The organism is Sphingomonas sp. DBB INV C78, assembly GCF_042693015.1.
Classification (GTDB): domain Bacteria; phylum Pseudomonadota; class Alphaproteobacteria; order Sphingomonadales; family Sphingomonadaceae; genus Sphingomonas_E.
In genome coordinates this window covers 416282-441948 of record NZ_CP170544.1, presented here as the reverse complement: position 1 = coordinate 441948, position 25667 = coordinate 416282, and the positions used below count along the sequence as shown (strand labels likewise).

Sequence of the window (25667 nt, the reverse complement as noted above, 5' to 3'; positions counted from 1 at the left end):
CCTCTAGCTCGGCACGAGGCCACTCTTCACCGTTTCCACCGCATTCGCGCAGAGCGCCATTATTGCCTGGAAGGTGACGCCGGCATTGTGCGGTGAAAGCAGCGTGTTGGGGACGTCGGCCCAGCGCGCGGGCGCGGTCGGCTCGGGATCGAACACGTCGAGCGCCGCCTGGCCGAGGCGGCCGTCGCAGAGCGCCGCGATCAGTTCCGCCTCGTCGACGACGAAGCCGCGCGAAATGTTGATGAGGAGACCCTGCGGCCCCAGCGCCTCGATCACCGCCTTGTCGACGAGGCCGCGGCTATCGTCATGCGCGCGGGCGGCGACGAACAATATGTCCGCCCAGCCGGCGAGTTCCAGCAGGCTTTGCTTGCGCGGCCACGGCGCCGGCTTGTCGCGCGGCCCCCACCAGGCGATTTCCGGGCAGAAGGGCTGAACACGTTCGGCGATGGCGGCACCGATATTGCCGAGGCCGATGATGCCGACTTTTTGCGTCCGCAAGGAGATGGTGGGCGGAAAGCGCCCCTCGGTCCACCGTCCCTGCCGCACCCAGGCATCGCTTTCGACGAGCCGGCGGCGGGCGGCGATCATCATGCCGACGGCATGGTCGGCCACCTCGCCCGCGTGCATCCCGCCGCCGCTGGTGATGCGGATGCCGCGCGCGGCGGCTTCCCCCAGATCGATCCCGTCGAGCCCCGCCCCCAGCACCGCGATATGCTTGAGGTCAGGCAGCTTCGCCATCAGCGCCGCATCGAATATGTCGATGCCGCTGCTGATCGCGGCGCGGATGCCCGGCCCATGATCATCGAGCCAGGCGTCCCACGATCCGTCCACCGTCCACGGCGCGACGATCTCGAACGCATCGCCTGCCAGCGCGCCGATCGGCGTCGCCAGCGGCTCGGTGAGCATCAGGACGCGAGGTTTGTCCGCCACTATCGTCTCCTGATCCAGCCCGAGCCGCCGCGCTCGCTTACTTCTGTTTGAACGCCGTCAGTGCTGCCGTCACCATCGCTTCGGTGGCGGTTTCGATCGTCACCTGCGGGTCCGGCGCCCAGAAGGGGCTGTGGATCGACGGCAGCTTGGAAATGTCACCGCCGGCGGCATCCCATTTGCCCTGCGGCACACCGCCGACCCAGAACAAAAGCGACTGGATATTCTCCTTGTCGGCCAGATAGAATTGGCTGAAATCCTCACCTCCCATCTGCGCGCGGAGCAGCTTCACCCGATCCTTGCCGAAGCGATCGGCGAAAGCAGAGGTGATGGTGCCGGTCAGCGGCTGGGTGTTGAAGGTGGCGGGCGTGATGCCGTCCTTCAGCTTCATCTCCGGCATGCGATCCTCCGGCATGCCGGCGGCAATCGCCTCGCCCTTCGCGATGCGCGCGATGCCATCGAGCAAGATCTTGCGGACCTCGGGCGTGTAGCTGCGCACGGTGAGTTGCAGCTTTGCCTCATCCGGGATGATGTTGTGCTTGGTGCCGCCGATGAAGCTGCCGACCGTCACCACGCCCGATTCCAGCGGATCGACTTCACGCGCGACCAGCGTCTGCAATGCCGTCACGATCCGCGCGGCGAGCACGATCGGGTCCTTGGCGAGGTGCGGATAGGCGCCGTGGCCGCCCAATCCCTTGATGGTGAGATCGACCGTGTCGACATTCGCCATCGTGTAACCGTCGGCATAGCCGATCGTGCCGGCCGGCATCGACGCCGAATCGTGGAAAGCGATCACCATCGAAGGCTTGGGGAAGCGGGTGTAAAGGCCGTCATCCAGCATCCATTTGGCGCCGGTGCCGATCTCCTCGGCGGGCTGGCCGACCATCACCAGCGTGCCGGACCATTGGCTCTTCATCGCCGCCATGCGCCGGGCGGTGCCGATCCACGCCGTCATATGCGTATCGTGGCCGCAGGCATGCATCACGCCGGTCTCCGCGCCTTCGCGGGTGGCCGCCTTGACCTTGCTGGCATAGGGAATGCCCGTCTGCTCGACCAGCGGCAGCGCATCCATGTCGGCGCGCAGCAGCACGACCGGGCCGGGGCCGTTCTTCATCACCGCGACCACGCCGGTCTTGCCGACGCCGGTCGTCACCTCGAAGCCCGCTTTCTTCGCTTCGGCCGCCATCTTGGCGGCGCTCTTCACTTCCTCGCCGCTCAGTTCGGGATTGGCATGGAGATCGCGATAGATGGTCAGCAGCGAGGGCATATCGGCCTTCACCGCATCGCCAAGCGGATCAGCCAGAGCAGGCGTGGCGACAAGGCTGAGGGCGGTAAACGCAAACAGGGACTTCTTCATTGCGACTCCGAAGTTTCAGGTTTCAAATACTTGTCTGGCAGCTAGGCGGCCGTAGGGAAAGGGATTATGGCCGCTCGCCGAAGCGGAGGACGCCTTGACCGATACCGACCCCCTCGCCCGCATTGCCGCCGCGCTAGAGCGGATCGCACCGCCCCCGCCGCCCGATGGCGACCCGGCCGCGCACCCGGCCTATGTGTGGCATATGGGCGCGCTTCAGCCGACGCGGGTGTTCAAGCCGCTGCCGCTCGACCTGTTGACCGGGATCGACGCGCAAAAGGCGGCGCTGCTGGAAAACAGCCGCCGCCTCGCCAACGGCCATGCCGCGCATGACGTGCTGCTGTGGGGATCGCGCGGCGCCGGCAAATCGGCGCTGGTGAAAAGCGCGGTCGGCGCCTTGCAAGGCGAGGGCCTTGCGATCGCGCTGATCGAAGTCGCCGGCGACGCGATCGGCGGCCTGCCGCGCCTTTTCGCCCGCATTGCCGATGTGCCGCGCGCCTTCGTGCTATTCATCGACGATCTGGGATTCGAGGAAGGTAGCGACGCGCCCCGCATCCTGCGCTCATTACTCGAAGGCGGTGCGGAAGCGCGGCCCGCCAATGCGCGGCTCTACGTCACCTCCAACCGCCGCCACATAGTCCATCGCGACATGCGTGAGCAGGACAGCCCGATCAATCCGCGCGACGTGGTCGACGACCGAATGGCGCTGGCCGATCGCTTCGGGCTCAGCCTGGGTTTCCATGTCTGCGATCAGGATACCTATGTCGCTATGGTCGCGGGCTATGCCGCACAGTTCGGGCTGGAATTCGATCCGTTGGACGCGATCGGCTGGGCGACGCAGCGCGGCGGCCGATCAGGCCGCGTGGCGTGGCAATATGTGGTGGAACTGGCGGGACGCGCGGGGAAGGCGGTTTAGGAAACCGTGGCTCTTTCACCGTCATCCCAGCGAAGGCTGGGATCTCGTGCCTCCAGCGTGGTCCTTGCCGACCGAGATCCTGACTTCCGTCAGGATGACGATCAATTGGACTTGCGGAACCGCGCCACGAAGAAGCCGTCCGCCCCGCCCACATCGCCGAGCGCACCCGGCAACACGCGCACGCGCCCGGCGGCGCCCGGAATGATCCCTTCCGGTAACTCCTCCGTCTGGATCGGATCGCGGGTGAACTCGCGTTCGACCGCAAAGCCGTCAGCGACGCCCTCACCCTCGGCCGGCTCCAGCGAGCAGACCGCATAGACCAAAGTCCCGCCCGGCTTCACCCAGCTGGCCGCCTGCCGCAGCATCGCCGCCTGCTGGTCCGCCAACGCCGCAATGGCGCGATCGGTGACGCGGTGGAGCACGTCCGGGTGGCGACGGAAGATGCCGGTGGCCGAGCAGGGCGCATCGAGCAGCACCGCATCGAAGATCGGCTCGGGCGTCTCGCCCATCACGTCCGCCTGCCGCACTTCGGCGGACAAATGTGCGCGCGCCAGATTTTCGCGCAGACGTTCAAGGCGGGTTTCGGACAAGTCCGTCGCCGTCACTGTCCACCCGGCCGCGGCAAGCTGCATCGTCTTGCCGCCCGGTGCGGCGCAGAGATCGAGCGCGGCACGCCCCTCGCCCTTGCCGAGCACGCGCGCGGGGAGCGAGGCTGCGATGTCCTGCACCCACCATTCGCCTTTCGCATAGCCCGGCAGTTCGGAGACGGTGCCGCCGCGGGCAAGCCGGACATGGCCCGGGGCGAGGCTCATGCCCCCCAGCTTCTCGACCCATTCCATCGTCGCGGCCGGATCGCGCAAGGAAAGGTCGATCGGCGGCGGCGCAGCGATGGCGTGGCGCGCGGCATCCGCAGCGCCCGCGCCCCAGGCCTTGCGCCAGCGCTTGGAGATCGCCTTGGGCAGGCCCGGCGGATCGGGCAATTTCGTCTCTCCGCGCATCACCGCGCCGAACACGCCATGGACCAGCCGGCGCGGGCCACCGTCCATCAATGGCAGCACGGTCGCGATCGCGGCGTGGGGCGCCGTGCCGAGCGCCAATGCCTGCGCCAAGGCGACCCGCAAAGCGAAGCGGGCCTTGGCGTCGCCGGGCAGACGCTTCGTAGTCGCCGAATCGATCAGCGCGTCGAGATCGGGAAGTCGCCGCAGCACCTCGCCCGCAATGGCATGGGCGAAGGCGCGATCGTCGGCGCGTTCCAGCTCCGCCGTGGCGCTGCCGAGCGCCGCCTCCAGCGGAAGCCCCTGGCGCAGCACCGCATCCAGCAGCCGCATGGCGGCGCGTCGGGTGGCTACGCCGGCGGGTTCAGTGTCGCTCAAATCCGGTCCAATCGAAAATACACGTCATGCCAGCGGACGCTGGCATCTCCCTGCCTCGCTCGCGCGCCAGATGCAAAGAGATGCCAGCCTGCGCTGGCATGACAGGATGATTTTTAGCGCCGGCCGTGCGGATCGAGCGCGCTGGAGCGGCGGCGTGAAACCGGCACCGCCGTCGTCCGGCGGGTGCCGGCGGGCGCGATCCCCATGCGGCGGCGCGGATCGGGTTCCATCTCCACCGCGATAGCGTTCAGCGCAGCGATACGGTTTTCCGTATCCGGGTGGGTCGAAAACAGGCTGTCGCCGCCACGCCCCGAGAGCGCGGGCACGATGTAAAGCTGCGCCGCCGCCGGATTGCGCTCGACCACCGGATTGGGAATGCGCGCCGCGCCATTGGCAAGCTTGGCGAGCGCCGAGGCCAGCGCCTGTGGTTTGCCCGAAATCTCGGCACCACCACGGTCCGCACCATATTCGCGCGTCCGGCTGATCGCCATCTGGACGATCATCGCCGCAAACGGCGCCATGAACACCGCCGCCAGCGTCACCAGCATGTTGGGCCGGTTTTCGCCGCTACCGCCGAAGAACAGCCCGAAATTGGCGATCATCGAGATGGCGCCGGCGATCGTGGCCGTCATCGTCATGATGAGCGTGTCACGGTTGCGGACATGGGCAAGCTCGTGCGCCATGACGCCTTCGATCTCGTCGCGATTGAGGATGGCGAGCAGCCCTGTCGTCGCGGCGACCGCCGCATTCTCCGGGTTGCGGCCGGTGGCAAAGGCATTGGGATGCGGCGAATCGATGATGTAGACCTTCGGCGTCGGCAGGCCGGCACGGCGCGCGAGACCCTGCACCAGCCCGACGAATTCCGGACAGTTGCCGATATTCACCTCGCGGGCATTGTGCATCCTGAGCACGATCTTGTCGGCGTTCCAGAAGGTGAAGAGGTTCATGCCCGCTGCCACCACCAGCGCGATCATCGCGCCGCCCGAACCGCCAATCGCGTAACCCAATCCCATGAACAGAGCGGTCATCGCCGCCAGCAGCATGGTCGTCTTCAAGCCATTCATCTTGCGCTTCATCCTTCGGAGCGCAATGTGGGGAGGAATCCCGCGATCTTCAATTGGACCCTAGCGATGAACGGTAAGCGCCCACCCCATGTGAAGCCGCCAGCCTATCTGTCCCCCAGCCCGCCGGTGCCCAAGCCCGCCGAGCCGGACGCCGATGCGGCGACGCAGCTGGAAAAGGGCGAAGATCCCGTCCGTTACGGCGATTGGGTGCGCAAGGGCATCGCCGTCGATTTCTGATCTTTCGGCCGCAGAAACCGAAAGGGCGCGCGTCGGCCCGAATGAAGCCGTCGCGCGCCCTGGCCCGGAGCCGCATCGTGAGGGGGGAAACGCGGGCGACTCCGGTAACGCTGATGGGCTATCTATCGCCCGGCGATGTTACAGCGGCATGTCGCCCGCGAAATATGTTCCCCCTCAATAGCTACCGGCGAAGCGGCTGTTGTCGATCAGGCCGATCTTCTCGATCTGCGCGCGTTTGACGCTGGCCAGGGTCTCGTCGACCAACCCGTAAGGCGCCTCGCCATCGGCGCGGATGTGCAGCACGGGTTGCGCGGGATCGGCCCGCAAGGCCGCCAAACGCTGCGGCAGTGCCGCGGCCGCAAGTGGCGCGCCGTCCCAGCTATAGGCCCCCGACGCCGCGATCTCGAGCCGATGGACCGGCGGCGGCGCGGTGTTGCGTGGGCCTTCGGCCGGCAGATCGAGCGCGACCTTGTGGGTCACCACCGGCACCGTCAGGATCATCATGATGAGAAGGACGAGCAGCACGTCGATCAGCGGCGTGGTGTTCATCTCGTTCATCGGCCGGGCTTCGGCGAAAGGGATCGGGCGATAGCGCGAACGGGCCATGGCATCCTCCTGCTGTGAAGGATACAGCATAACATAACAAATGGCCGAGGGAAGCTTATTCCGGTGGCGTAACCGGTGCCGCCCGTCCTGCCCTTATGCTGTCCGCCGCGTAGATCACCAGGCCTGTCCAGATCAGCCCGAAGGTGATCATATGGACTGTCGTCAGATGCTCCCCGAACAACAGCACGCCCTGGAAGAAGACCAGGGTCGGCGCGAGATACTGGATCAGGCCGATGGTGGCGTAGCGTAGCTTGCGGGCGGCCGCGGCGAACAGCAGCAGCGGCAAGGCGGTGACGACACCGCCGCCGATCAGGAACAGATCGGTCGCCCGGTCGATGCCGAAGCGGTTGTCGCCCTGCATCGACGTCCAGACCAGAAAGACCAGCGCCAGCGGCGCCAGCAAGGCGGTCTCCACCGTCAGACCGCCCAGCGCGTCGATCGCGATCACCTTGCGGACAAGCCCATAGAGGCCGAAGCTCAAGGCCAGGGACAGCGATATCCACACCGCGCCGCCCTGCGCCACCGCCATCACCAAGACGCCCGAAGCCGCCAGCGCCACGGCCACACCCTGCACGCGGCGCAGCTTTTCCTTGAGGAAGATCATGCCGAGCGCGACGTTGACGAGCGGGTTGATGAAATAGCCCAGGCTCGCTTCCAGAACGTGCGAATTGAGCACGGCCCAGGTGTAGATCAGCCAGTTCAGGCAGATGAAGGTCGCGCTCAGCATCAGCATGGCGAAGGTGCCGCGCGAACGCAGCGCCATGCCGATCGACTTCCAGCGCCCCAGCACCGTCACCAGCACGACCAGCAGCAGCAGCGACCAGACGAGGCGATGCGAGACGATCTGCAGCGCCGGCACATGCACGAGCTGCTTCAGATAGGCGGGCAGCAGCCCCCACATGAGATAGGCTGCAAAGGCAAGGACGACGCCGCGACGGGCCTCGTCATGTGGCGATGCGGCGGGGGCGGGCTGCTGCGACATGATGCCGCGCCTTCGGGCGTCCGCCCCCCGGCGTCAACCCGTTACCGGCTTCGTTGTCCTTTTCGCTGCATTTGCGATCAGATGATGCCGCCGCCCAGGAAGAGGCGAACGCCCGCAAAGCACATCACGACGATGTTCAGCGTCTGCCCGCCCTTCGACCGCGAGATCAGGCCGAACACGAGACCGACAAAGGCGATCAGGATCACCAGCCAGTTGCCGATGCCGAGAAAGGGAAGGAACGACGGGATCGCCAGGATCGCGGCGACCACGCCGATGATAATCGAGATGATATTGAACATATGCGCATCATCACCCGGCAATCCGCCGCGTGCAAGTCAAAACTGTATTGCTCATATAATACACATGGGTTATGCCGAATCCGGACCCGTTCTGGAGAGATTGTCGATGCGCCGTTCGATCATGCTGCTTGCCTTGCCGCTTTTCGCGCTTGCCGCATGCGAGGTGAAGGTCGGCGACGATGACAAGGCCGCCGCAGGCGGCAATGCCAGCGCGGCCGTGGAGAAAAGCCATGTCTCGCTGGATATCCCCGGCTTCAGCGCCAAGGTGGATATCCCCGCCTTCGACGCCAGCGGCGAGGATATGGATATTGACGGGATCAAGCTCTACCCCGGATCACAGGTGACCGGCGTCGATATCAAGGCCGACGGCAAGGATGCGGGCGGCAAGGGCAGCGTGCGCATAGGTTATGTCAGCGCCGACACGCCCGACAAGCTGCAGGCTTATTATGAGAAAGCGGCGAAGGATAATGGCTTCACCGCCGGTCCCAACAGCAAGGATGGGCAGGCCACAGTGCTGAACCTGACCAGCAAGGACAGCAAGACCGTACAGATTGCGATCGAACCGCATGCCACCGGCAGCAAGGGCGCGCTGACGATCCTGGATTGACGCGCCGCGGCGAAAGCAGTGCCGCGCGCGGGCCGGCGACAAGCCGGCAATGAATTGGGAGGACTGAACATGATCGGCCGCACGACCGTTGCGATCGCACTGCTGCTCGGCCTCGCCGCCTGCGGGGAAAAGGAAACCGCGTCCGGCACGGTGAAGGACGACAGCGGCACCGCGACCTACAAGCTCACCGAAAAGGATGGGAAGAGTACGCTCACCGTCAAGACCGCGGACGGCAGCGCGCACATTACCAGCGGCGACGGCACGGCCGCACTGCCGGAGGGGCTCGCCCCCTATCCCGGCGCCACGATCACCAGCAGCACCCGCATCACCGGCGACACGCCGGAAAAGGGCGGATCGATGCTGAGCTTCGACACCACGGACGCGCCGGCGCAGGTCGTCGCTTTCTATCGCACAGCCGCGCAGAAGGCCGGCTATCTCGTCGAAAGCGAAGTGAAGGCCGGCACCATGGAGATGCTGGTCGCCAAGAATCCCGGCAAGGCCGCCTTCACGCTCACCGCCAATCGCGAGGGCGAGAAGACATCGGTCAACCTGCTGGGCGGCGCCGGAAGCTGAACGACACGCCGATTTCGTGATATGAGGGCGCCCAGGATTCGTCTTGGGAGGGGCCGATGTCCAATCCGCTTGATCCTGCCCGCATTCTACAGACCGGTGCGGCCTTCTGGCCTTCGAAAGTGCTGCTGACGGCCGTCGAGTTCGGCCTGTTCACGCAGCTTGGCCAGCAAGCCATGACCGGGGCCGAGGTCGAAAAGGCGATCGGCCTCCATCCGCGCGGCACCTTCGATTTCCTCGATACGCTGGTGGCGCTCGGCTTTCTGGAGCGCGACGGCGACGGGCCTGACGGGCGCTATCGCAACACGCCCGAGACCGCGGCCTTTCTCGACAAGGCCAGCGACAAATATCTCGGCGGCGCGCTGGAGATGCTGAACGCGCGTCTGTTCGGCTATTGGAACGCGCTCGGCACCGCGCTCAGGACCGGCCGGCCGCAGAATGAAGTGCGCGATGGTGGCCAACCCCTGTTCGCCGCGCTTTACGCGGATCAGGCCCGGCTCGAGCAATTTCTGGAGGCGATGAGCGGATTCCAGGGCGCCAATTTCGCCGCGCTGGCCGAAAAATTCGATTTCTCGCGCTATCAGACGGTCTGCGACGTTGGCGGCGCGCTGGCGCTGCTGTCGCGGACCCTGGCACGGCGACACCCGCATCTGCGCTTCCAGTCCTTCGATCTGCCGGTGGTGGCGCCGCTCGCCCAAAAGCAGGTCGATCAAGCGGGCCTGTCCGACAGGATCGCGGTGGTGGCCGGGGATTTCTTGCAAGGCGATCTGCCCAAGGCGGACGTCATCACCCTGGGCAACATCCTCCACGACTGGAATCTGGAGGGCAAGAAGCTGCTGATCGGCAAGGCCTACGCGGCGCTGCCGCCGGGCGGCGCGCTGATCGCGATCGAGAATGTGATCGACGATGCGCGGCGCACCAACGCCTTTGGACTGATGATGTCGCTGAACATGCTGATCGAGTTCGGCGACGCCTTCGATTATACCGGCGCCGACTTCCGATCATGGTGCGCCGAGGCCGGCTTCACCCGTTTCGAGATCATGCCCCTCGCCGGCCCGGCCAGCGCCGCGATCGCCTGGAAATAGCGGCCGCGGCGCTTATCGAGCGACTTCAGGCAGCAGCAGCCACGCCTTCGAGGGCAGCGCGGACCGCCGCCACGGCATCGCCGGCCTTGGCGCCATCGGGGCCACCGCCCTGCGCCATATCCGGCCGGCCGCCGCCGCCCTGCCCGCCGAGCGCGGCCACCGCCGCCTTGACGAGATCAACGGCGCTGACGCTGTCCTTCACGTCATCGGTGACACCGATCGCGACCGAGGCGCGCCCCTCGTTGACCGCGACCAGCACCGCGACGCCCGAACCGATCCGCGCCTTGGCGTCATCGACCAGCCCGCGCAGGCCCTTGGGATCGAGCCCTTCGATCACCTGGCCGATGAAGTTGCGACCACCGACCTGCTCCGGCCCGGCGTCGTCCGCCTTCGCGCCGCCGCCGCTGCCGGCAAGCGCCAGCGCCTTCTTGGCATCCGCCAGCTCGCGCTCCAGCCGCTTGCGCTCCTCGACCAGCGAGATCACCCGCGCCGGCACCTCATCGGGCGACGCCTTGAGTGCGGCGGCAACTTCCTTGAGCTTGTCTTCGCGCGCCGTCAGCCACGCACGCGCAGCCTCGCCGGTCAGCGCCTCGATACGGCGAACGCCGGACGAAACCGCGCTTTCCGACACGATCTTGAACAGGCCGATATCGCCAAGCGCGGAGACGTGCGTGCCGCCGCACAGCTCGACCGAATAGCTCTTGTCGTCGGCATGGCCCATCGAAAGCACGCGGACCTCGTCGCCATATTTCTCACCGAACAAGGCCATCGCGCCCGCCGCGATCGCCTCGTCGGGCGTCATCAGCCGGGTGCCGACATCTTCGTTGGCGCGGATATGGTGGTTCACCTCGGCCTCGATCTCGGCGATCTCCTGGGGCGACAGCGCCTTGGGGTGCGAGAAGTCGAAACGGAAGCGATCGGCCGCAACCAGGCTGCCCTTCTGGGTGACATGGCCACCGAGATGCTTGCGCAGCGCCGCGTGCAGCAGATGCGTGGCCGAATGGTTGGCGCGGACCCGCGCCCGATATTCGACGTCGATGGCGAGCTGGATCGCATCACCGACCTTGATCTCGCCGCCTTCGATCACCGCCTTGTGCGCGTGGATACGGCCGAGCGGCTTGGCGGTGTCGGTAACGGTGGCGAAGAAGCCGCCATCGCCCTTCAGCTCGCCGACATCGCCCATCTGGCCGCCGCTTTCGCCATAGAAGGGCGTCTGGTTGGTGACGATCATCACCTCGTCGCCGGTCTGCGCGGCCTTCACCCGCTCGCCCTCGCGAACGATGGCAATGACTCTGCCTTCACCGGTGTTGCTCGAATAGCCGGTGAACTCGGTGCTGCCGGCTTCCTCGGCGATGTCGAACCACACTTCGTCCGACGCCTTCTCGCCCGATCCCTTCCAGGCGGCGCGGGCGGCGGCCTTCTGCTCGGCCATCGCCGCGTCGAAGCCGGCGCGATCGACGCCATAGCCCTGCGCGCGCAGGGCATCCTCGGTAAGATCGTAGGGGAAGCCGAACGTGTCGTAGAGCTTGAACGCGACCGCGCCCGACAGCGTCTCGCCCGCCTTCATGCTGCCGGTAGCCTCGTCGAGCAGGCGCAGCCCGTTGGCGAGCGTCTGGCGGAAGCGGGTCTCCTCCAGCTTCAGCGTCTCCTCGATCAGCGGCTGCGCGCGAACCAGTTCGGGATAAGCGGCGCCCATCTCGGCGACGAGCGCGGGCACCAACCGGTGCATCAACGGCTCGGATGCCCCCAGCAGATGAGCATGGCGCATCGCCCGGCGCATGATGCGACGGAGCACATAGCCACGCCCCTCATTGGCCGGCAGCACGCCGTCTGCCACCAGGAAGCCCGAAGCGCGCAGGTGATCGGCGATCACGCGATGCGACGCCTTCCACGATCCGGCGGTGTCGGTGCGGGTCAGCTCGCCAGAAGCCGCGATCAGCGCCTTGAACGTATCGGTGTCGTAATTGTCATGAACGCCCTGGAGGACGGCGGCGACGCGCTCCAGCCCCATGCCGGTGTCGATCGAGGGACGCGGCAGATTGACCCGCTCCTCCTTCGTCACCTGCTCATATTGCATGAAGACGAGGTTCCAGATCTCAACGAAGCGGTCGCCATCCTCCTCCGGGCTGCCGGGAGGGCCGCCATAGATATGGTCGCCATGGTCGTAGAAGATTTCGGAACAGGGGCCGCACGGGCCGGTATCGCCCATCGACCAGAAATTGTCCGATGTCGGGATGCGGATGATGCGATCGTCGGGCAGGCCGGCGATCTTCTTCCACAGGTCGAACGCCTCGTCATCGGTGTGATAGACGGTGACGGTCAGCTTGTCCTTGGGCAGCGCCCAGTCGCGGGTCAGCAGCGTCCAGGCGTGATGGATCGCCTGTTCCTTGAAATAATCGCCGAAGGAAAAATTCCCCAGCATTTCAAAAAAGGTGTGGTGCCGCGCGGTGTAGCCGACATTATCGAGATCATTATGCTTGCCGCCGGCGCGGACGCACTTCTGCGACGAGGTCGCGGTGGAATAAGGCCGCTTTTCCAGGCCGGTGAACACGTTCTTGAACGGCACCATGCCGGCATTGACGAACATCAACGTCGGATCGTTATGCGGCACCAGCGGCGCCGAAGGCACGATCTGGTGCCCCTGGCCCCCGAAATATTCGAGGAAGGAGCGGCGGATGTCGTTGGTCGATGTCATGGCCGCGACTTAGTGGAGCGCGGCCCGCTTCTCAAGCTGAGTCGCGGAAGCCGATGCAGCGATTGATGGAATCCAACTCCCAAGTGGCTGTCCCAAAATGATGCGCCGTTTTCGTGACACCATAACCGGTTTGCTCGATGAGACATATTATTACCTAAATATTACAACCTATTACAAATCAGAAGAGACCGCCGAAGCCGCGAAATAATGTTAACATATATGGTTAACACACTGTTAATTTGTATGTTTTCCACCGCGCCGCGCTTGATAAGCTGCCTCATCCGATTCCCGTCACGGGGCGTGGCGGCAGTCGACGCAAAATGGGGACTGCAACATGAAAGTAGCTAAGCTTCTGGCAGGGGCAGCGCTGGCCTTCACCGCGCTCGCCGCGACACCAGCATCGGCCGTCAAGATCAACCTCAACTATACCGGCGCAGGTTCGCCCAATGACGATGCGGCCTATCAGGGCTTCGTCGCCGCGGCGAATTTCTGGGAAACGATCCTGACCAACAATTCCACGGTCAATCTCAACGTCAGCTATGCCGTGCTGCCGCCCAACGTGCTCGGTTCGACCGGCAGCACGCGCGCCGACGTTTTTCTGAAAGACGTCACCTCGGCGTTGCAGAGCCGCGCTAATTCCGCGCTCGACGCGACCGCATCCGCAAGCGCGGCGGCGGAAGTCAATGGCGCCGGCGCGGTCAGTGCGATCACCCACACGCCACTCCAGGGTTCGCTCGGCGTGCAAACCGGCAACCGTGAATGGGACAACGATAATAGCGAGAATAACAGCTATATCTGGGGCAATACTGCCAACCTGAAGGCCCTGGGCATCACCAAGGATTATCTTGGCAACGACATCAGCAATGTCGTGGACGGCACTGTCCGGTTCAGCACCGAGTTCAAGTTCGACTTCAACCCCACCGACGGCATCGATGCCGACGCGATCGACTTTGTCGGCGTGGCGGTCCACGAAATCGGCCACGCGCTGGGCTTCGTCAGCGGCGTCGACCTCTATGACCAATATGGCTTCCCCAACGGCCCATCATGGCAGCAAGGCGGGTTCGACTTCGACAATCCCGGCGGCGGCCTGATGAGCGTGCTCGATCTCTTCCGCTACAGCTCCGATCCCTCGGGTCTCGCGCCTGGCGGCGACGCGGTGCTCGACTGGTCGGTCGCCAACGCCGCCTACATCGCGGCCGGTGGCAATCCCTTCTTCTCGATCGACGGCGGCGCTAACCAGCTGTTCGGGGATTCGCGCTTCTCCACCGGCCGCTACAATGGCGACGGTCGTCAGGCATCGCACTGGAAGGACAATCTTCCCGGCGTGCCGCAGATCGGCGTGATGGATCCGACGGTCGCTTATGGCCACCAGGACATCGTCGAAGGGCTCGATCTCGCTGCCTTCGACGCCATCGGCTACGACATCGCCTATGACGTCCTGATCCACGGGCAGAAGAGCTTCAGCTCGGCGGTGATGCCGGGCTTCTCGCTCTCGTCTATCCCGGAACCGACGACCTGGGCGCAGATGGTGCTCGGCTTCGGCTTCCTGGGCGGCGCCTTCCGCCGCGCGCGGCGCGAAACCGCCGGCACTGCAACCGCCTGACGCTCGTCAGACGAAAGATCGGCCGGCGGATCGCGTTGATCCGCCGGCCTTTTCTTTGCCCTTCAGGGATCGACGCAGCCGAACTGGTTTTCCAGCGGCTTCAACCGTTCGGGCGGCAATTGCGCGGCCATGCCCTTGTCGATGAAGCTCTGCTCCTCCCGCACGATGCGGAAGCTGCCATCCTTTTCCTGATGCCACATCAGGTAACCGCAATGCAGGTAGATGTTGGGGAACTTGCTGCGAAAATCGGCCGCGACATACAGACCGGGCGCGGGCGCATCGGGCGGATCGCGATACCAGGTGAGGCGGACGACGCGGCGTTCCTCGGCCTTGCCTGCCTCCGCGTTGAAGCGCGCGGATTCGGCCTCGTAGAGATCTTCCTTCAGATAGCCCTTCATCGACGGTCCGATCAGCGCATAGGCGCGATCGAAATTCCCGCCATCCTTCGCCTTGAAGTAAGCGTAGCTGTCCTCGATGACCTTGCGCTGCGTAGTCTCGTCGGGGATCGCATCGCCCGCCTGGACGGGCAGGGCGACGGCAGCCAGCAGGATCAGCCAATCAGGCATAAGCGTAAGGGCCTCCGGCATGGAGCGCGCGGCCATAGGCCGGGCGGGCGTGAATGCGTTCGAGCCAGTCGATCAGATGCGGCCGGCTTTCGCCCAGTCCGCCGCGCTGACGTGAGGCTTCGAGCGGAAAGCTCATCATCACGTCCGCCGCGGTGAAGATGTCGCAGGCGAACCAGGGCCGCGTCGCGAGTTCCGCGTTCAGCCAGTCGAGATGCTGGTTGAGCATCCCCTGCACCGGCTTCAGCGCAGGCTTCCCAAGAATGCCGAGTCTGCCGATGACGAGCAGCGCCAGCAGCGGCGGCATCATCGATCCTTCGGCATAATGGATGAAATGGCGGTAGCGCAGGCAGGCGTCGCGATTGCCCGGCGGGCCGAGCCGGCCATCGCCCTTCTCCACCAGATATTCGACGATCGCCCCGCTTTCGGCGATCACCCGCCCCTCATCCTCGATCACCGGCGCCTTGCCGAGCGGATGCACGCGGCGAAGCTCTGGCGGCGCGAGCATGGTCTTCTTGTCGCGCTCGTAGCGGACGACCTCATAAGGCAGCTCAAGCTCTTCGAGCAGCCATAACACACGCTGCGAGCGCGAATTTTCCAGATGATGGACGATGATCGTCATGGCCGTCTGCTCCCTCGGGGCAAGCGGGGCAGACATGCCGCCGGAACGTGCGGGAAGCGAGCGATTTTTTGGAGGCTTTCTTCCCCAATCCCATTCATGTCGATCGGAGTTCGAGCGAAGCCGAGAACGTAGTCGAGACACGCCCACCCCAAACGGAACGCTTGGGGCCGCGTCTCGACTTCGCTCGACACGAACGGAATTAAAGAGGTTATTCCGCCGCCTTCTTCTTCGCCGGAGCCTTCTTCGCCGCGGGTTTCTTCGCAGCAGCCGCCTTTTTCGGCGCGGCTTTCTTCTTGCCCTTGGCCGGGCCCTTCGCGGCCCGCTCGGCCAGCAATTGCACCGCTGCCTCCAGCGTCAGTGCCGCAGGATCGGCGCTCTTGGGCAGCGTGGCATTGGTGGTGCCGTCGGTCACGTAAGGCCCGAAGCGCCCCTCCATCAGCTTCACCTCGGCGCCCGATTCCGGGTGTGCGCCGAAGACCTGAAGCGGCTCGCGCGAACCGCCGCGCGCGCGGCCACCGCCGGCCGCCGCCTCGGCAAGCTTCACCACCGCCGCGTTCATGCCGGTCTCGAACACCTCATTGGTGGACGAAAGGCGCGCATATTTGCCGTCGTGGGCCAGATAGGGGCCGTAACGCCCGATCGACGCGGTGATCGGCTTGCCGCTTTCGGGATGCGCGCCCACCTCGCGCGGCAGCGACAGCAGCTTCAGCGCCCAATCCAGCCCGAAATCCTCGGCCGGCACGTCCTTGGGGATCGATCCGCGCTTGGCATCCTTGCCGTCGCCCAACTGGACGTAGGGACCAAAACGGCCGGACCGCTTGGTCACTTCCAGCCCGGTGGCGGGATCGATGCCGAGATTGACCGGCCCCGCATCGCCACCATCTTCCGCCCCGCCCTTCTGCGCGAAGCGGCGGGTGAACTTGCACTCCGGATAGTTGGAGCAGGCGATGAACGCCCCAAATTTGCCGCCACGCAGGCTCAGCCGGCCCTCATGGCAGGCCGGGCACAGCCGCGGATCGGTGCCGTCGCCCTTGTCCGGGAACAAATACGGCCCGAGGAACTCGTCGAGCGCCGCCGTCACCTCGGACGGTTTCTGCTCCATCACCTCGACCGTCTTGGGCTTGAAATCGCGCCAGAAGGCTTCGAGCACCGCCTGCCAGTCGGCACGCCCGCCCGATACGTCGTCCAGGCTTTCTTCCAGCCCGGCGGTGTAATCGAAGCTGACATAGCGCTCGAAGAAGCGCTCCAGGAAGGACGTGACCAGCCGGCCGCTTTCCTCGGGGATGAAGCGGTTCTTCTCCAAGGTCACATATTCGCGATCCTTCAAGGTCTGCAGGATCGAGGCGTAGGTGGAAGGCCGGCCGATGCCGAGTTCCTCCATCTTCTTGACCAGGCTCGCTTCCGAATAACGCGGCGGCGGCTGGGTGAAATGCTGCTCGGCGTTGACCGCCTTCTTCGCTGGCGCATCGCCCTCACCCATCCGCGGCAGGCGCTTCGAATCCTCGTCGCCTTCATCGTCGCGGCCCTCTTCGTAGAGCGCGAGATAGCCAGGGAAGAGCACGACCTGGCCCGTCGCGCGCAACGCATTGCGCCCGGTGCCGTCGACCAGTTCCACCGTCGTCCGCTCCAGCCGCGCCGATGCCATCTGGCTCGCCAGCGCGCGCTTGAAGATCAGATCATACAGCCGCGCATGATCGCCCGAACCCGCTCGATCCTTCGAGAAGTCCGTCGGCCGGATCGCCTCGTGCGCTTCCTGCGCGTTCTTGGCCTTGGTCTGGTACTGCCGCGGCTTGTCCGGCACGTAGGACGCGTCATAGCGGTTCGCGATGGCGCCGCGCGCGGCGGAAATGGCGCTGCCGTCCATCTGCACGCCGTCGGTACGCATGTAGGTGATCGCGCCGTCTTCGTAGAGATTCTGCGCGACCCGCATCGTGTGGCTGGCCGAGAAGCCGAGCTTGCGCGCGGCTTCCTGCTGCAAGGTCGACGTCGTGAACGGCGGCGGCGGGTTGCGGGTGAGCGGCTTGGTCTCGACCGTCGCGACCGAGAAGCGCCCGGCCTCGACATCCTTCTTGGCGGCCTCGGCATCGCCCTGATTGCCGATCGTCAGCCGATCGATCTTGTCACCCTTCCAGCGAACCAGCCGCGCGACGAAGGGCACGCCGTCCTGCTCCATGTCGGCCGCGACCGACCAATATTCTTGGGGCCGGAACGCCTCGATCTCGCGCTCACGATCGACGACGAGGCGCAGCGCCACCGATTGCACGCGGCCCGCCGATTTCGCCCCCGGCAGCTTGCGCCACAGCACCGGCGAAAGCGTGAACCCCACCAGATAATCGAGCGCGCGGCGCGCCCGGTATGCGTCGATCAGATCCTCGTCGAGTTCGCGCGGGTTCGCCATCGCTTCGAGCACCGCTGGCTTGGTGATCGCGTTGAAGGTGACGCGCTGCACGTCCTTGGGCAGCGCCTTCTTCTTCTTCAGCACCTCCTGCACGTGCCACGAAATCGCTTCACCCTCGCGATCAGGGTCGGTCGCGAGGATCAGGGTGTCGGCGTCCTTGGCCTCGTCGGCGATCGCCTTCAGCTGGCGCGCCTTGTCGGCATAGGCCTCCCACTCCATCGCGAAGCCGTTGTCGGGATCTACCGAGCCATCCTTGGCCGGCAGATCACGGACATGGCCGTAGGAGGCGAGCACGCGGTGCCCCGGCCCCAGATATTTCTCGATGGTTTTGGCCTTGGCGGGCGATTCGACGACGACGAGCTTCATGAGATCAAGCTATTCCCCACATGTGTACGCGCGAGGGTGGAGAGCCGGCCGCCCCCCCGTCAAGCAAACACTTCTTCCAGCCTTGGCGCGTTTGACCGCAGTATCGCGTAGATCGCGACCGCCGCGTGCCAGCTGACCACGACGACTGCCGACGACACGATGTTGAGCGGCAACGTCAGCGACAGCGAAGGCTGCACGCCTCCGGCCTGATAGGTGGCGACGCTGGCAAATCCTACAACCAGCACAAGCGGTGCGTAGATCACGGCGAGGGCGAAGAAGATCGACCAGAAATGCCCGGTCGTTTCCTGCCAGCTCCGCCGCATCGCTTCGAAAACGCCCGTTTCCTCGCCGATGAGCACGGGAACGCACGTCACCCATCGCACCAACAGGAAGACGCCGGGGACGATGAGAAGTGCGAAGCCGGCCATGATCGCCAGGCCGGAAAGGATACCGAGCCCCAGGATCGCCCAGAAGCGGCGGGTGCGATAGCCATCCGGCATCAGATCGGCCGCCGAAAGCAGGCCCGCGACGATCGTATATTCCGCGAAGATCGAGACGGCGGCGCTGACCGCGCCGTTGGCCAATGTAACCACGCCCAGCACCAGGCTGGCGATGACGGCGGGCATCGCATTGCCGCGCAGCAGTTCGAACGTGCGCGAAAGAATCGCGCCGCCCGTCAAGGTCGTTTCCGTCATGTCCTTATTCCCCCCGGAATTTGGGGCCAGCTTATCAGCCGGCCGGCGAGGCACAAGCCCCGCCGGCGAACGCGCGATGGTTCAGGCGAACACGTCCGCCAATGCCGGTGCCGCGGGGGAACGGAGTTCCCAGAAGGCGATCGCCGCATGCCAGCCGATGATCGACGAGAGGCCGATGAGCGAGTTAAGGATCAGGCTTTCGGCGAGCCCACCCGACTCCTCCATCCCCGCATCCGCCGCGGATATGCCGATGCCGATGGCGACGATCACGGCAATGATGAGAGGCAGATAGATGACGAGCAGCGATCCGAAGATGGCACCGCCATAGCCCTTGGTCCGCTCCCAGCTCAGGCCGAGGGCACGGGTGACGCCGCTATCCTCACCGATCAGCGCCGGCACTGCCGCGAACCAGCGGATCGCCAGGAACACGCCGGGCACGACCAGCAGCAGCAGGCCGAGAATGATCGCCAGGTTGGAGAGGAAGCAGACGCCGAACACCGCGCCGAAACCCGCGGCGCGATATTCGCCCGCCCCGGCGGAATCGAGCCCGCCCGCGTCCATCACCGTCTTGGTGATGAGATATTGGGCGTAGACCGTGGCAAGGCCGCTCACCAGCATGTTGCCGCGCCCATCCGGCCCGACGAGCATGTCCATGGCGACGGACAATGCAGTCAGCGCCGCGAAGGCGCCCGCGGCCAGCGGCAGATTGCCCTGCAGCACCAGCATCGTCCGCTTGAGGATGCTCCCCGTGCTGATCGCGCTCGATCCCAATATTGCGATGTCGGTCATTCTCCACCCCTGTCATCATTCGTCACGCGCAACCCCTTGCGTCGTGAGCCCGCCTGCCTAAACCCGCGCAGATGGAGATCGTCACGCCACGCTTGCTGCTGCGCAGGGCCCGCTGGGACGATCTAGATGCGCTGCACGCCGTCCTCTCGAACGATCGCGCCATGGTCTATTGGTCTTCCCCGCCGCACGAACGGCGCGAGCAGACCGAGGAATGGCTTGCCGCGATGATCGACGCTCCGCCCGAACTAAGCGACGATTTCGTCGTGGTGCGCGACGGACATGTCATCGGCAAGGCGGGCGCGTGGCGGTTGCCGGAAATCGGCTATGCCCTCCATCCCGATCATTGGGGACAGGGCCTGGCGCGCGAGGCGCTGGCGGCGTTCATCAGCCATGTCTTCACGCGGCCCGACGTGACCCAGCTCACCGCCGATGTCGATCCGCGCAACCCGGCATCGCTGCGCCTGCTGGCATCGCTCGGCTTCCGGGAGACGGGACGTGCGGAGCGCACCTGCCACACCCATATCGGCTGGTGCGACAGCGTCTATTTCGCGCTCGACGAAAGCGATTGGCACCGTCCGGCTTGAAGCTCGTTAAAGCCGGCCCTAGATGAGCGCCCGCGAGGCCACGTCCTCCCCCATCATCATGGGCATCAAGTCCGGGACGGCCCGGCTCTTCTAAGGAGAGCCGCGCATGGCTTGGATCTATTTGGGTATCGCCGGTCTGCTGGAAGTCGTCTGGGCCTTCGCGATGAAACAGTCGCACGGCTTCACCCGCCTTGTCCCCAGCGCCGTCACCATCGTCACGATGATCGCCAGCTTCGCCTTGCTGTCGGTTTCGATGAAGGCGCTTCCGCTCGGCACGGCTTATACGGTGTGGACGGGCATCGGCGCGGTGGGCGCGTTCGTCGTCGGCATCCTGGTGCTGGGCGAATCCATCAGTGCAATGCGCATCGCCGCGGCGTTGCTGATCGTCTCTGGCCTCGTCATGATGAAGCTGTCCAGCGCGGCCTGAGCCGTCAGGCGAGGCTCACCCGCCCGCCCGCGTGCCGCTCCAGCCGGCCGGCCAGCTCCAGTTCCAAGAGCACCGTCTGCACGATGGCGGGCGGCAGGCCGGACAGACGGATCACCTCATCCACCGGCACGGCTACCGGGCCGAGCAGTTCGGTCACGGTGCGGCGATCCGCCTCGCCCGCGTCCGCGGAAACCGAGGGCGCGGGCTCGTAGGGCTGGCGTATCGACGCGACGCCATCGGCAATCGGGCGCAGCGCCTCCAATATGTCGGCTGCGGACTGGATCAAGGTCGCGCCCTCGCGGATCAGCAGGTTACAGCCCTGCGCACGCGGATCGAGCGGCGATCCCGGCACCGCCATCACCTCGCGCCCAAAATCGGCGGCGAGCCGGGCCGTGATCAGCGATCCCGATTTCGGCGCCGCTTCCACAACCACCGTGCCTGCGCTCATCCCGGCGATGATGCGGTTGCGATAAGGGAAATGGCGCGCCCGTGGCTCCAGCCCTGGCGGCTGTTCCGCCACCAGCAGCCCCTGCGTCGCAATCGCATCCTGCAATCCGGCATTTTCGGGCGGATAGGCAATGTCGATGCCGCCGGCGATTACGCCGACCGTCCCGCCGTCCAGCGATCCCGCATGGGCGGCCGCATCGATGCCGCGGGCCAGGCCTGACACCACCGTCGCCCCGGCATCGGCGAGTTCGCGGCCAAGCTGCCGCGCAAAACGGATCGCACCGGCCGACGCGTTGCGCGCGCCCACCATCGCGACCAGCGGCTTATCGAGCAGCGCCATCCTGCCCCGGACGATCAGCGCCGCTGGCGCATTTTCGATCTCGGCCAGCAGACGCGGATAGAGGCCCAGTCCACGAAACAGATAGTGCGCGCCGAGCTTCGCGACATGCGCCACTTCCCGCTCCACATCGGCGCGGGGCGCGATGCGGATCTCGCGGCCGCCGCCACGCCGCGCCAGTTCGGGCAGGGCATCGAGCGCCGTCCGCGGGTCGCCGAAGCGCAGCAGCAAATGATGATAGGTGACGGGACCGATATTGGTGGAGCGGATAAGTCGCAGCCGCGCGATGCGATCTTCCTCGATCGCCGAAAGATCGCGGCCGTCAGCCAACCGTCTTGTTCGCGCCGATGCGGGGTTCCGTGCCCGCGAGCAGCCGTTCGATATTGGCGCGATGTTTCCACAGCACCATCACCGCGAAGGCGAGGAACAGTAGCGTCAGTGCGAAATTGCCCATCGCCGCCGCCACCACCGGCGGGGCGAGCGCGGCCGCCATCCCGCCGACCGAGGAATAGCGCGTCAGCAGCGCCGCGCCGAGCCAGATCACCGCGAAGGCGATACCCGCCGGCCATAGTAGGGCCAGCGCCAAACCGAGCAAAGTCGCGACGCCCTTGCCGCCATTGAACTTCAGCCAGATCGGATAGAGATGGCCAAAGAAGGCGCCCACCGCCGCCAGCGGCGTCAACTCGGGCGCATAGGCGCCGGCGATCAGTACCGCCACCGCACCCTTGGCTCCATCCAGCAACAGCGTGAGCGCCGCCAAGCCCTTGCGGCCGGTGCGCAGCACGTTGGTCGCGCCGATATTGCCGGATCCGATCGCGCGAAGATCGCCGGCGCCCGCCGCGCGGGTCAGCAGCACGCCGAACGGCACCGATCCCAGCAGATACCCGCCAAGGAGCACGATCAGCGGCCAAACCCAGCTTGCAGCAGACACCCATCACCCCATCGTTGCGGACCGACAATAAATGTTGCGGCGTCAACCGCAACAATCTGCGTCAATTCGGTCCTCTTTGCCCCGCCATTAGGTGATTTCGACAGGCGACGCATCTAGGCTATGGCGACAAATGATGAGTGACGACCGCCCCCTGCTGTTCTTCGATTCGGGCGTGGGCGGGCTTTCCGTCCTTGCGCCCACGAAGCTGCTGCTGCCCAACGCGCCGATCGTCTATGCGGCGGACAATGGCGGCTTTCCCTATGGCACCAAGACGGAAGCCGAAATCGCCGCGCGTGTGCCCGCGCTGCTAGGCCGGCTGGTTGAACGCTATCACCCCCGCCTGATCGTCATCGCCTGCAACACGGCCTCGACCATCGCGCTGGGCGCGGTGCGCGCGGCGCTCGACCTGCCGGTGGTGGGCACGGTGCCCGCAATCAAGCCCGCCGCGCTGCAATCCAAGACCCGCGCGATCGGCGTGCTCGGCACCAATGCCACCGTCCGCCAGCCTTATGTCGACGATCTCTCCGCCAAGTTCGCGAGCGACTCGCTGGTGCTGCGCCACGGATCGGCGCGGCTGGTGGAACTGGCCGAAGCGAAGCTGCGCGGCGAGGCGACCGATCCGGCCGATTATGCCGCGGTGATGGCAGGCCTGCTCGATCAACCGGGCGGCGACCGGCTGGACACCGTCGTCCTCGCCTGCACCCATTTTCCGCTGGTCGAGGAGGAACTGGCCGCCGCCAGCCCCCGCCCGCTCGCCTTCATCCATGGCGGCGACGGGATCGCGCGGCGGATCGCTTACCTTACCGAAGGCCAGGAATGGCCCGACGCGCGCGCGCCCGCCATCGCCGTCTTCACCGCGCCGTTCGATATATCGCCCGGCCTCGCGGCGGGGTTGCGCGCCCGCGGGCTGGAGGAGATCCGCTTCCTCTGATCGGTGGTTTTGTCGCATCCTGCCTTGGCATCGGCGTTCGACGAACCATATCGGGCGGCGACAGATGAATGCGCTCGATCATAGTTGCGAATTGTTCGCGCTGGAAAAATCCGACGGGCTTCCGTAGAAGCGCCATGTTTCGAGGGCGCAGATGCCCCCGGGGGAGTAGGTTCCTTGGACTATCAGCGCGTTTTCGCGGATGCGATCGACCGGCTACATGCCGAAGGCCGTTATCGCGTCTTTATCGACATCCTGCGTAACAAGGGCTCCTTCCCCAACGCGCGCTGCTTCGCCGGCCATAACGGGCCGAAGCCGATCACCGTCTGGTGCTCGAACGATTATCTCGCCATGGGCCAGCACCCCAAGGTGATCACCGCCATGGAAGACGCGCTGCACGATGTCGGCGCCGGCTCCGGCGGCACCCGCAATATCGGCGGCAACACGCACTATCATATCGATCTCGAGAACGAGCTGGCCGACTGGCACGGCAAGGAAGCCGCTTTGCTCTTCACCTCCGGCTATGTTTCGAACGATGCGACGCTGTCGACGCTCGGCAAGGTGCTGCCCGGCTGCATCATCTTCTCGGACGAATTGAACCACGCCTCGATGATCGCGGGCATCCGCAATTCGGGCTGCGAGAAGCGCGTCTTCCGCCACAATGATCTCGCCCATCTTGAAGAACTGCTGGCGGCCGAGGATGCGGACACGCCGAAGCTGATTGCGTTCGAGAGCGTCTATTCGATGGAAGGCGATGTCGCGCCGATCCATGCGATCTGCGATCTCGCCGACAAATATAACGCGCTCACCTATCTCGACGAGGTTCATGCCGTCGGCATGTATGGCCCGCGCGGCGGCGGCATCGCCGATCGCGAAGGTGCCGCGCACCGCCTCACCATCGTCGAAGGCACGCTCGCCAAGGCGATCGGCGTGATGGGCGGCTATATCGCCGCGGACCGCACGATCATCGACGTGATCCGGAGCTACGCGCCGGGCTTCATCTTCACGACCTCGCTGTCGCCGGTGCTGGTCGCGGGTGCGCTCGCGTCGATCCGCCATCTCAAGGAATCGGCGGAGGAACGCGACGGCCAGCAGACCGCCGCCGCGATGCTCAAGGCCAAGTTCCGCGAAGCCGGCCTGCCGGTGATGGATTCCTCCACCCATATCGTGCCGCTGATGGTGGGCGATCCGGTGAAGGCCAAGCGCGTCAGCGACATCCTGCTCGCCGAATATGGCGTCTATGTTCAGCCAATCAATTATCCGACTGTGCCGCGCGGCACCGAGCGGTTGCGCTTCACCCCCGGCCCGCAGCACACCGAGGAAATGATGCGGGAGCTGACCTCGGCCCTGCTCGAGATCTGGGACCGGATCGAGCTCCGCCTCGCCGCCTGACCGCGGCCTATTTCCCCGCCGCCGCCTTCAGATAAGGCATCGGATCGACCGACACATAACCCGGCGTCGCGCCCGCGAAGTGCCGAAGCCAGTAGTTATGCCCGGCGCCATAGACCACGACAATGCGGTCGCCGGGCTTCGCCTGCCGCATCAGCTTGGCGAAGATCTTGGCGTTGCGCAGATACCAGGCGGCATTGAGGTCAGCACCCGGCTGCGTGTCATTGTCGCCGATGCCGAGCAGGCCGTAATAGAAATCCTGACCGGCCAGGAAGCTTGCTGGGTCGTTGTGGAACATCAGCAACTCGGCGACGCTCGCCGTCTTCTGCATCGCCTCGAACTTTGCGATCTCGCCGCCGATCCCGGCGTGCAACGCTTCCAGCTTTGGCTTCTCGCCATGCGCGGCCGCGTAAGCGTCGACCTTGTCATAGGGGAAATAATCGGGCTCGCCAGGGCCGGGCTGCTCGTCGATGCCCTGCACGTCCTTCAGCCCCGCCGCATTCGCCAGACGATAGCCGATCTGGACGATCTCGTTGCGGTCCTTGGCCAGCAAGGTTGGTGTGAAGCCGCGATATTCGGCGACCGAAAGGTCATCACTCTTGGGCTGCATCTCGACCATCACCTTGGTCGGCCGGAAGGCGAGCAGCGCGTTCGCGACAGCGGCCAGCTCCGCCTGCCGCTTTGGCGTAAGCGGGTCGTCCGCCTTGGCATTATGGAGATCGAGACCCGGATTGTTCATGTGATAGACGCCGAGCACCATCACCTGCACCGGCTCCGCGGCATGAACGGCCGCCGGCCACGCAAAAGCCGCGAGAATCATCCCCAACAGCCTCATCTCGCCCCTCCCGTTTGTGTATTATTCATATAATACAC

26 protein-coding genes are annotated in these 25667 nt (G+C 65.4%); 10 read left to right on the top strand and 16 right to left on the bottom strand.

The annotated features are described in order from the left end of the window. Positions 1 to 3 precede the first annotated feature (3 nt). Both ACFB49_RS02300 and ACFB49_RS02295 read right to left on the bottom strand, forming a co-directional pair. Positions 4 to 930 (bottom strand): NAD(P)-dependent oxidoreductase, encoded by a 927-nt coding sequence (locus ACFB49_RS02300; protein ID WP_380875413.1) that lies wholly within the window; start codon positions 928 to 930, stop codon positions 4 to 6. A gap of 37 nt (positions 931 to 967) precedes the next feature. After that, positions 968 to 2284, bottom strand: a complete 1317-nt coding sequence (locus ACFB49_RS02295; protein ID WP_380875410.1) for an amidohydrolase — start codon at positions 2282 to 2284, stop codon at positions 968 to 970. A 94-nt stretch (positions 2285 to 2378) separates the two neighbouring features. Here ACFB49_RS02295 and ACFB49_RS02290 point away from each other — a divergent pair, with 94 nt between their 5' ends. Beyond that, positions 2379 to 3197: an ATP-binding protein gene (locus ACFB49_RS02290; RefSeq protein ID WP_380875407.1), complete on the top strand. Its 819-nt coding sequence runs from the start codon at positions 2379 to 2381 to the stop codon at positions 3195 to 3197. Between the two features lie 101 nt (positions 3198 to 3298). Here the strand turns inward: ACFB49_RS02290 and ACFB49_RS02285 are convergent, their stop codons facing one another. Beyond that, the gene (locus ACFB49_RS02285; RefSeq protein ID WP_380875405.1) at positions 3299 to 4570 is read right to left on the bottom strand and encodes an RsmB/NOP family class I SAM-dependent RNA methyltransferase; all 1272 of its coding nucleotides are present in this window, start codon (positions 4568 to 4570) and stop codon (positions 3299 to 3301) included. A gap of 113 nt (positions 4571 to 4683) precedes the next feature. Further along, entirely contained in the window at positions 4684 to 5634 is a 951-nt protein-coding gene (gene htpX, locus ACFB49_RS02280) for a zinc metalloprotease HtpX (RefSeq protein ID WP_380875402.1), read from the bottom strand. A gap of 66 nt (positions 5635 to 5700) precedes the next feature. Between htpX and ACFB49_RS02275 the strand changes: the two genes are divergently transcribed. Then, the gene (locus ACFB49_RS02275; RefSeq protein WP_380875399.1) at positions 5701 to 5871 is read left to right on the top strand and encodes a DUF1674 domain-containing protein; all 171 of its coding nucleotides are present in this window, start codon (positions 5701 to 5703) and stop codon (positions 5869 to 5871) included. Positions 5872 to 6045: 174 nt separating this feature from the next. On the opposite strand, the gene ACFB49_RS02270 is transcribed toward ACFB49_RS02275, so the two are convergent. The 3 genes from ACFB49_RS02270 to ACFB49_RS02260 form a co-directional block, all read right to left on the bottom strand. After that, a complete protein-coding gene (locus ACFB49_RS02270; protein ID WP_380875396.1) occupies positions 6046 to 6477 on the bottom strand; it encodes an ExbD/TolR family protein in 432 nt (143 codons plus the stop codon). A 55-nt stretch (positions 6478 to 6532) separates the two neighbouring features. Next, entirely contained in the window at positions 6533 to 7459 is a 927-nt protein-coding gene (rarD, locus tag ACFB49_RS02265; protein ID WP_380875394.1) for an EamA family transporter RarD, read from the bottom strand. A 77-nt stretch (positions 7460 to 7536) separates the two neighbouring features. After that, complete coding sequence (locus ACFB49_RS02260; RefSeq protein ID WP_380875391.1) at positions 7537 to 7758, bottom strand: hypothetical protein; 222 nt, start codon at positions 7756 to 7758, stop codon at positions 7537 to 7539. 106 nt (positions 7759 to 7864) lie between these two features. Between ACFB49_RS02260 and ACFB49_RS02255 the strand changes: the two genes are divergently transcribed. The 3 genes from ACFB49_RS02255 (at position 7865) to ACFB49_RS02245 (ending at position 10020) form a co-directional block, all read left to right on the top strand. After that, positions 7865 to 8365, top strand: coding sequence for a hypothetical protein (locus ACFB49_RS02255; protein WP_380875388.1), 501 nt, complete (start codon positions 7865 to 7867; stop codon positions 8363 to 8365). A 69-nt stretch (positions 8366 to 8434) separates the two neighbouring features. Next, positions 8435 to 8938 carry a hypothetical protein gene (locus tag ACFB49_RS02250; RefSeq protein ID WP_380875385.1) on the top strand — a complete coding sequence of 168 codons (504 nt, stop codon included), beginning with the start codon at positions 8435 to 8437 and terminating at the stop codon, positions 8936 to 8938. 56 nt (positions 8939 to 8994) lie between these two features. Next, a complete protein-coding gene (locus ACFB49_RS02245; RefSeq protein WP_380875383.1) occupies positions 8995 to 10020 on the top strand; it encodes a methyltransferase in 1026 nt (341 codons plus the stop codon). A 25-nt stretch (positions 10021 to 10045) separates the two neighbouring features. Here the strand turns inward: ACFB49_RS02245 and alaS are convergent, their stop codons facing one another. Beyond that, a complete protein-coding gene (gene alaS / locus ACFB49_RS02240) occupies positions 10046 to 12715 on the bottom strand; it encodes an alanine--tRNA ligase (RefSeq protein WP_380875381.1) in 2670 nt (889 codons plus the stop codon). A 334-nt stretch (positions 12716 to 13049) separates the two neighbouring features. Here alaS and ACFB49_RS02235 point away from each other — a divergent pair, with 334 nt between their 5' ends. Beyond that, positions 13050 to 14318, top strand: coding sequence for an NF038122 family metalloprotease (locus tag ACFB49_RS02235; RefSeq protein WP_380875378.1), 1269 nt, complete (start codon positions 13050 to 13052; stop codon positions 14316 to 14318). Positions 14319 to 14380: 62 nt separating this feature from the next. On the opposite strand, the gene ACFB49_RS02230 is transcribed toward ACFB49_RS02235, so the two are convergent. From ACFB49_RS02230 to ACFB49_RS02210, 5 genes are all read right to left on the bottom strand, one after another. Beyond that, positions 14381 to 14884, bottom strand: a complete 504-nt coding sequence (locus tag ACFB49_RS02230) for a DUF4019 domain-containing protein (protein ID WP_380875375.1) — start codon at positions 14882 to 14884, stop codon at positions 14381 to 14383. Then, positions 14877 to 15503 (bottom strand): glutathione S-transferase family protein, encoded by a 627-nt coding sequence (locus ACFB49_RS02225; protein ID WP_380875373.1) that lies wholly within the window; start codon positions 15501 to 15503, stop codon positions 14877 to 14879. The genes ACFB49_RS02230 and ACFB49_RS02225 overlap by 8 nt, the downstream gene beginning before the upstream one ends. Positions 15504 to 15711: 208 nt before the next feature. Beyond that, a complete protein-coding gene (topA, locus tag ACFB49_RS02220; protein ID WP_380875370.1) occupies positions 15712 to 18267 on the bottom strand; it encodes a type I DNA topoisomerase in 2556 nt (851 codons plus the stop codon). 59 nt (positions 18268 to 18326) lie between these two features. Next, positions 18327 to 18962 carry a glycerophosphoryl diester phosphodiesterase membrane domain-containing protein gene (locus tag ACFB49_RS02215; RefSeq protein WP_380875368.1) on the bottom strand — a complete coding sequence of 212 codons (636 nt, stop codon included), beginning with the start codon at positions 18960 to 18962 and terminating at the stop codon, positions 18327 to 18329. A gap of 81 nt (positions 18963 to 19043) precedes the next feature. Then, positions 19044 to 19751 carry a glycerophosphoryl diester phosphodiesterase membrane domain-containing protein gene (locus ACFB49_RS02210; protein ID WP_380875365.1) on the bottom strand — a complete coding sequence of 236 codons (708 nt, stop codon included), beginning with the start codon at positions 19749 to 19751 and terminating at the stop codon, positions 19044 to 19046. Positions 19752 to 19843: 92 nt separating this feature from the next. On the opposite strand from ACFB49_RS02210, the gene ACFB49_RS02205 reads away from it, so the two are divergent. Continuing rightward, positions 19844 to 20335 carry a GNAT family N-acetyltransferase gene (locus ACFB49_RS02205; RefSeq protein WP_380875362.1) on the top strand — a complete coding sequence of 164 codons (492 nt, stop codon included), beginning with the start codon at positions 19844 to 19846 and terminating at the stop codon, positions 20333 to 20335. Positions 20336 to 20441: 106 nt separating this feature from the next. Further along, positions 20442 to 20762, top strand: coding sequence for a quaternary ammonium compound efflux SMR transporter SugE (sugE, locus tag ACFB49_RS02200; protein WP_380875359.1), 321 nt, complete (start codon positions 20442 to 20444; stop codon positions 20760 to 20762). A gap of 4 nt (positions 20763 to 20766) precedes the next feature. Here sugE and dprA read toward each other — a convergent pair whose 3' ends face one another. Together dprA and plsY are read right to left on the bottom strand one after the other, a co-directional pair. Beyond that, complete coding sequence (gene dprA, locus ACFB49_RS02195) at positions 20767 to 21876, bottom strand: DNA-processing protein DprA (protein ID WP_380875356.1); 1110 nt, start codon at positions 21874 to 21876, stop codon at positions 20767 to 20769. Next, entirely contained in the window at positions 21869 to 22477 is a 609-nt protein-coding gene (plsY, locus tag ACFB49_RS02190) for a glycerol-3-phosphate 1-O-acyltransferase PlsY (RefSeq protein WP_380875353.1), read from the bottom strand. The genes dprA and plsY overlap by 8 nt, the downstream gene beginning before the upstream one ends. A 133-nt stretch (positions 22478 to 22610) precedes the next feature. Here plsY and murI point away from each other — a divergent pair, with 133 nt between their 5' ends. Both murI and hemA read left to right on the top strand, forming a co-directional pair. After that, a complete protein-coding gene (gene murI, locus ACFB49_RS02185; protein WP_380875350.1) occupies positions 22611 to 23408 on the top strand; it encodes a glutamate racemase in 798 nt (265 codons plus the stop codon). A 174-nt stretch (positions 23409 to 23582) separates the two neighbouring features. Continuing rightward, positions 23583 to 24797 carry a 5-aminolevulinate synthase gene (gene hemA / locus ACFB49_RS02180; RefSeq protein WP_380875347.1) on the top strand — a complete coding sequence of 405 codons (1215 nt, stop codon included), beginning with the start codon at positions 23583 to 23585 and terminating at the stop codon, positions 24795 to 24797. A gap of 7 nt (positions 24798 to 24804) precedes the next feature. On the opposite strand, the gene ACFB49_RS02175 is transcribed toward hemA, so the two are convergent. Beyond that, entirely contained in the window at positions 24805 to 25629 is an 825-nt protein-coding gene (locus tag ACFB49_RS02175; protein ID WP_380875346.1) for a DUF5694 domain-containing protein, read from the bottom strand. Between the last annotated feature and the right edge of the window lie 38 nt (positions 25630 to 25667).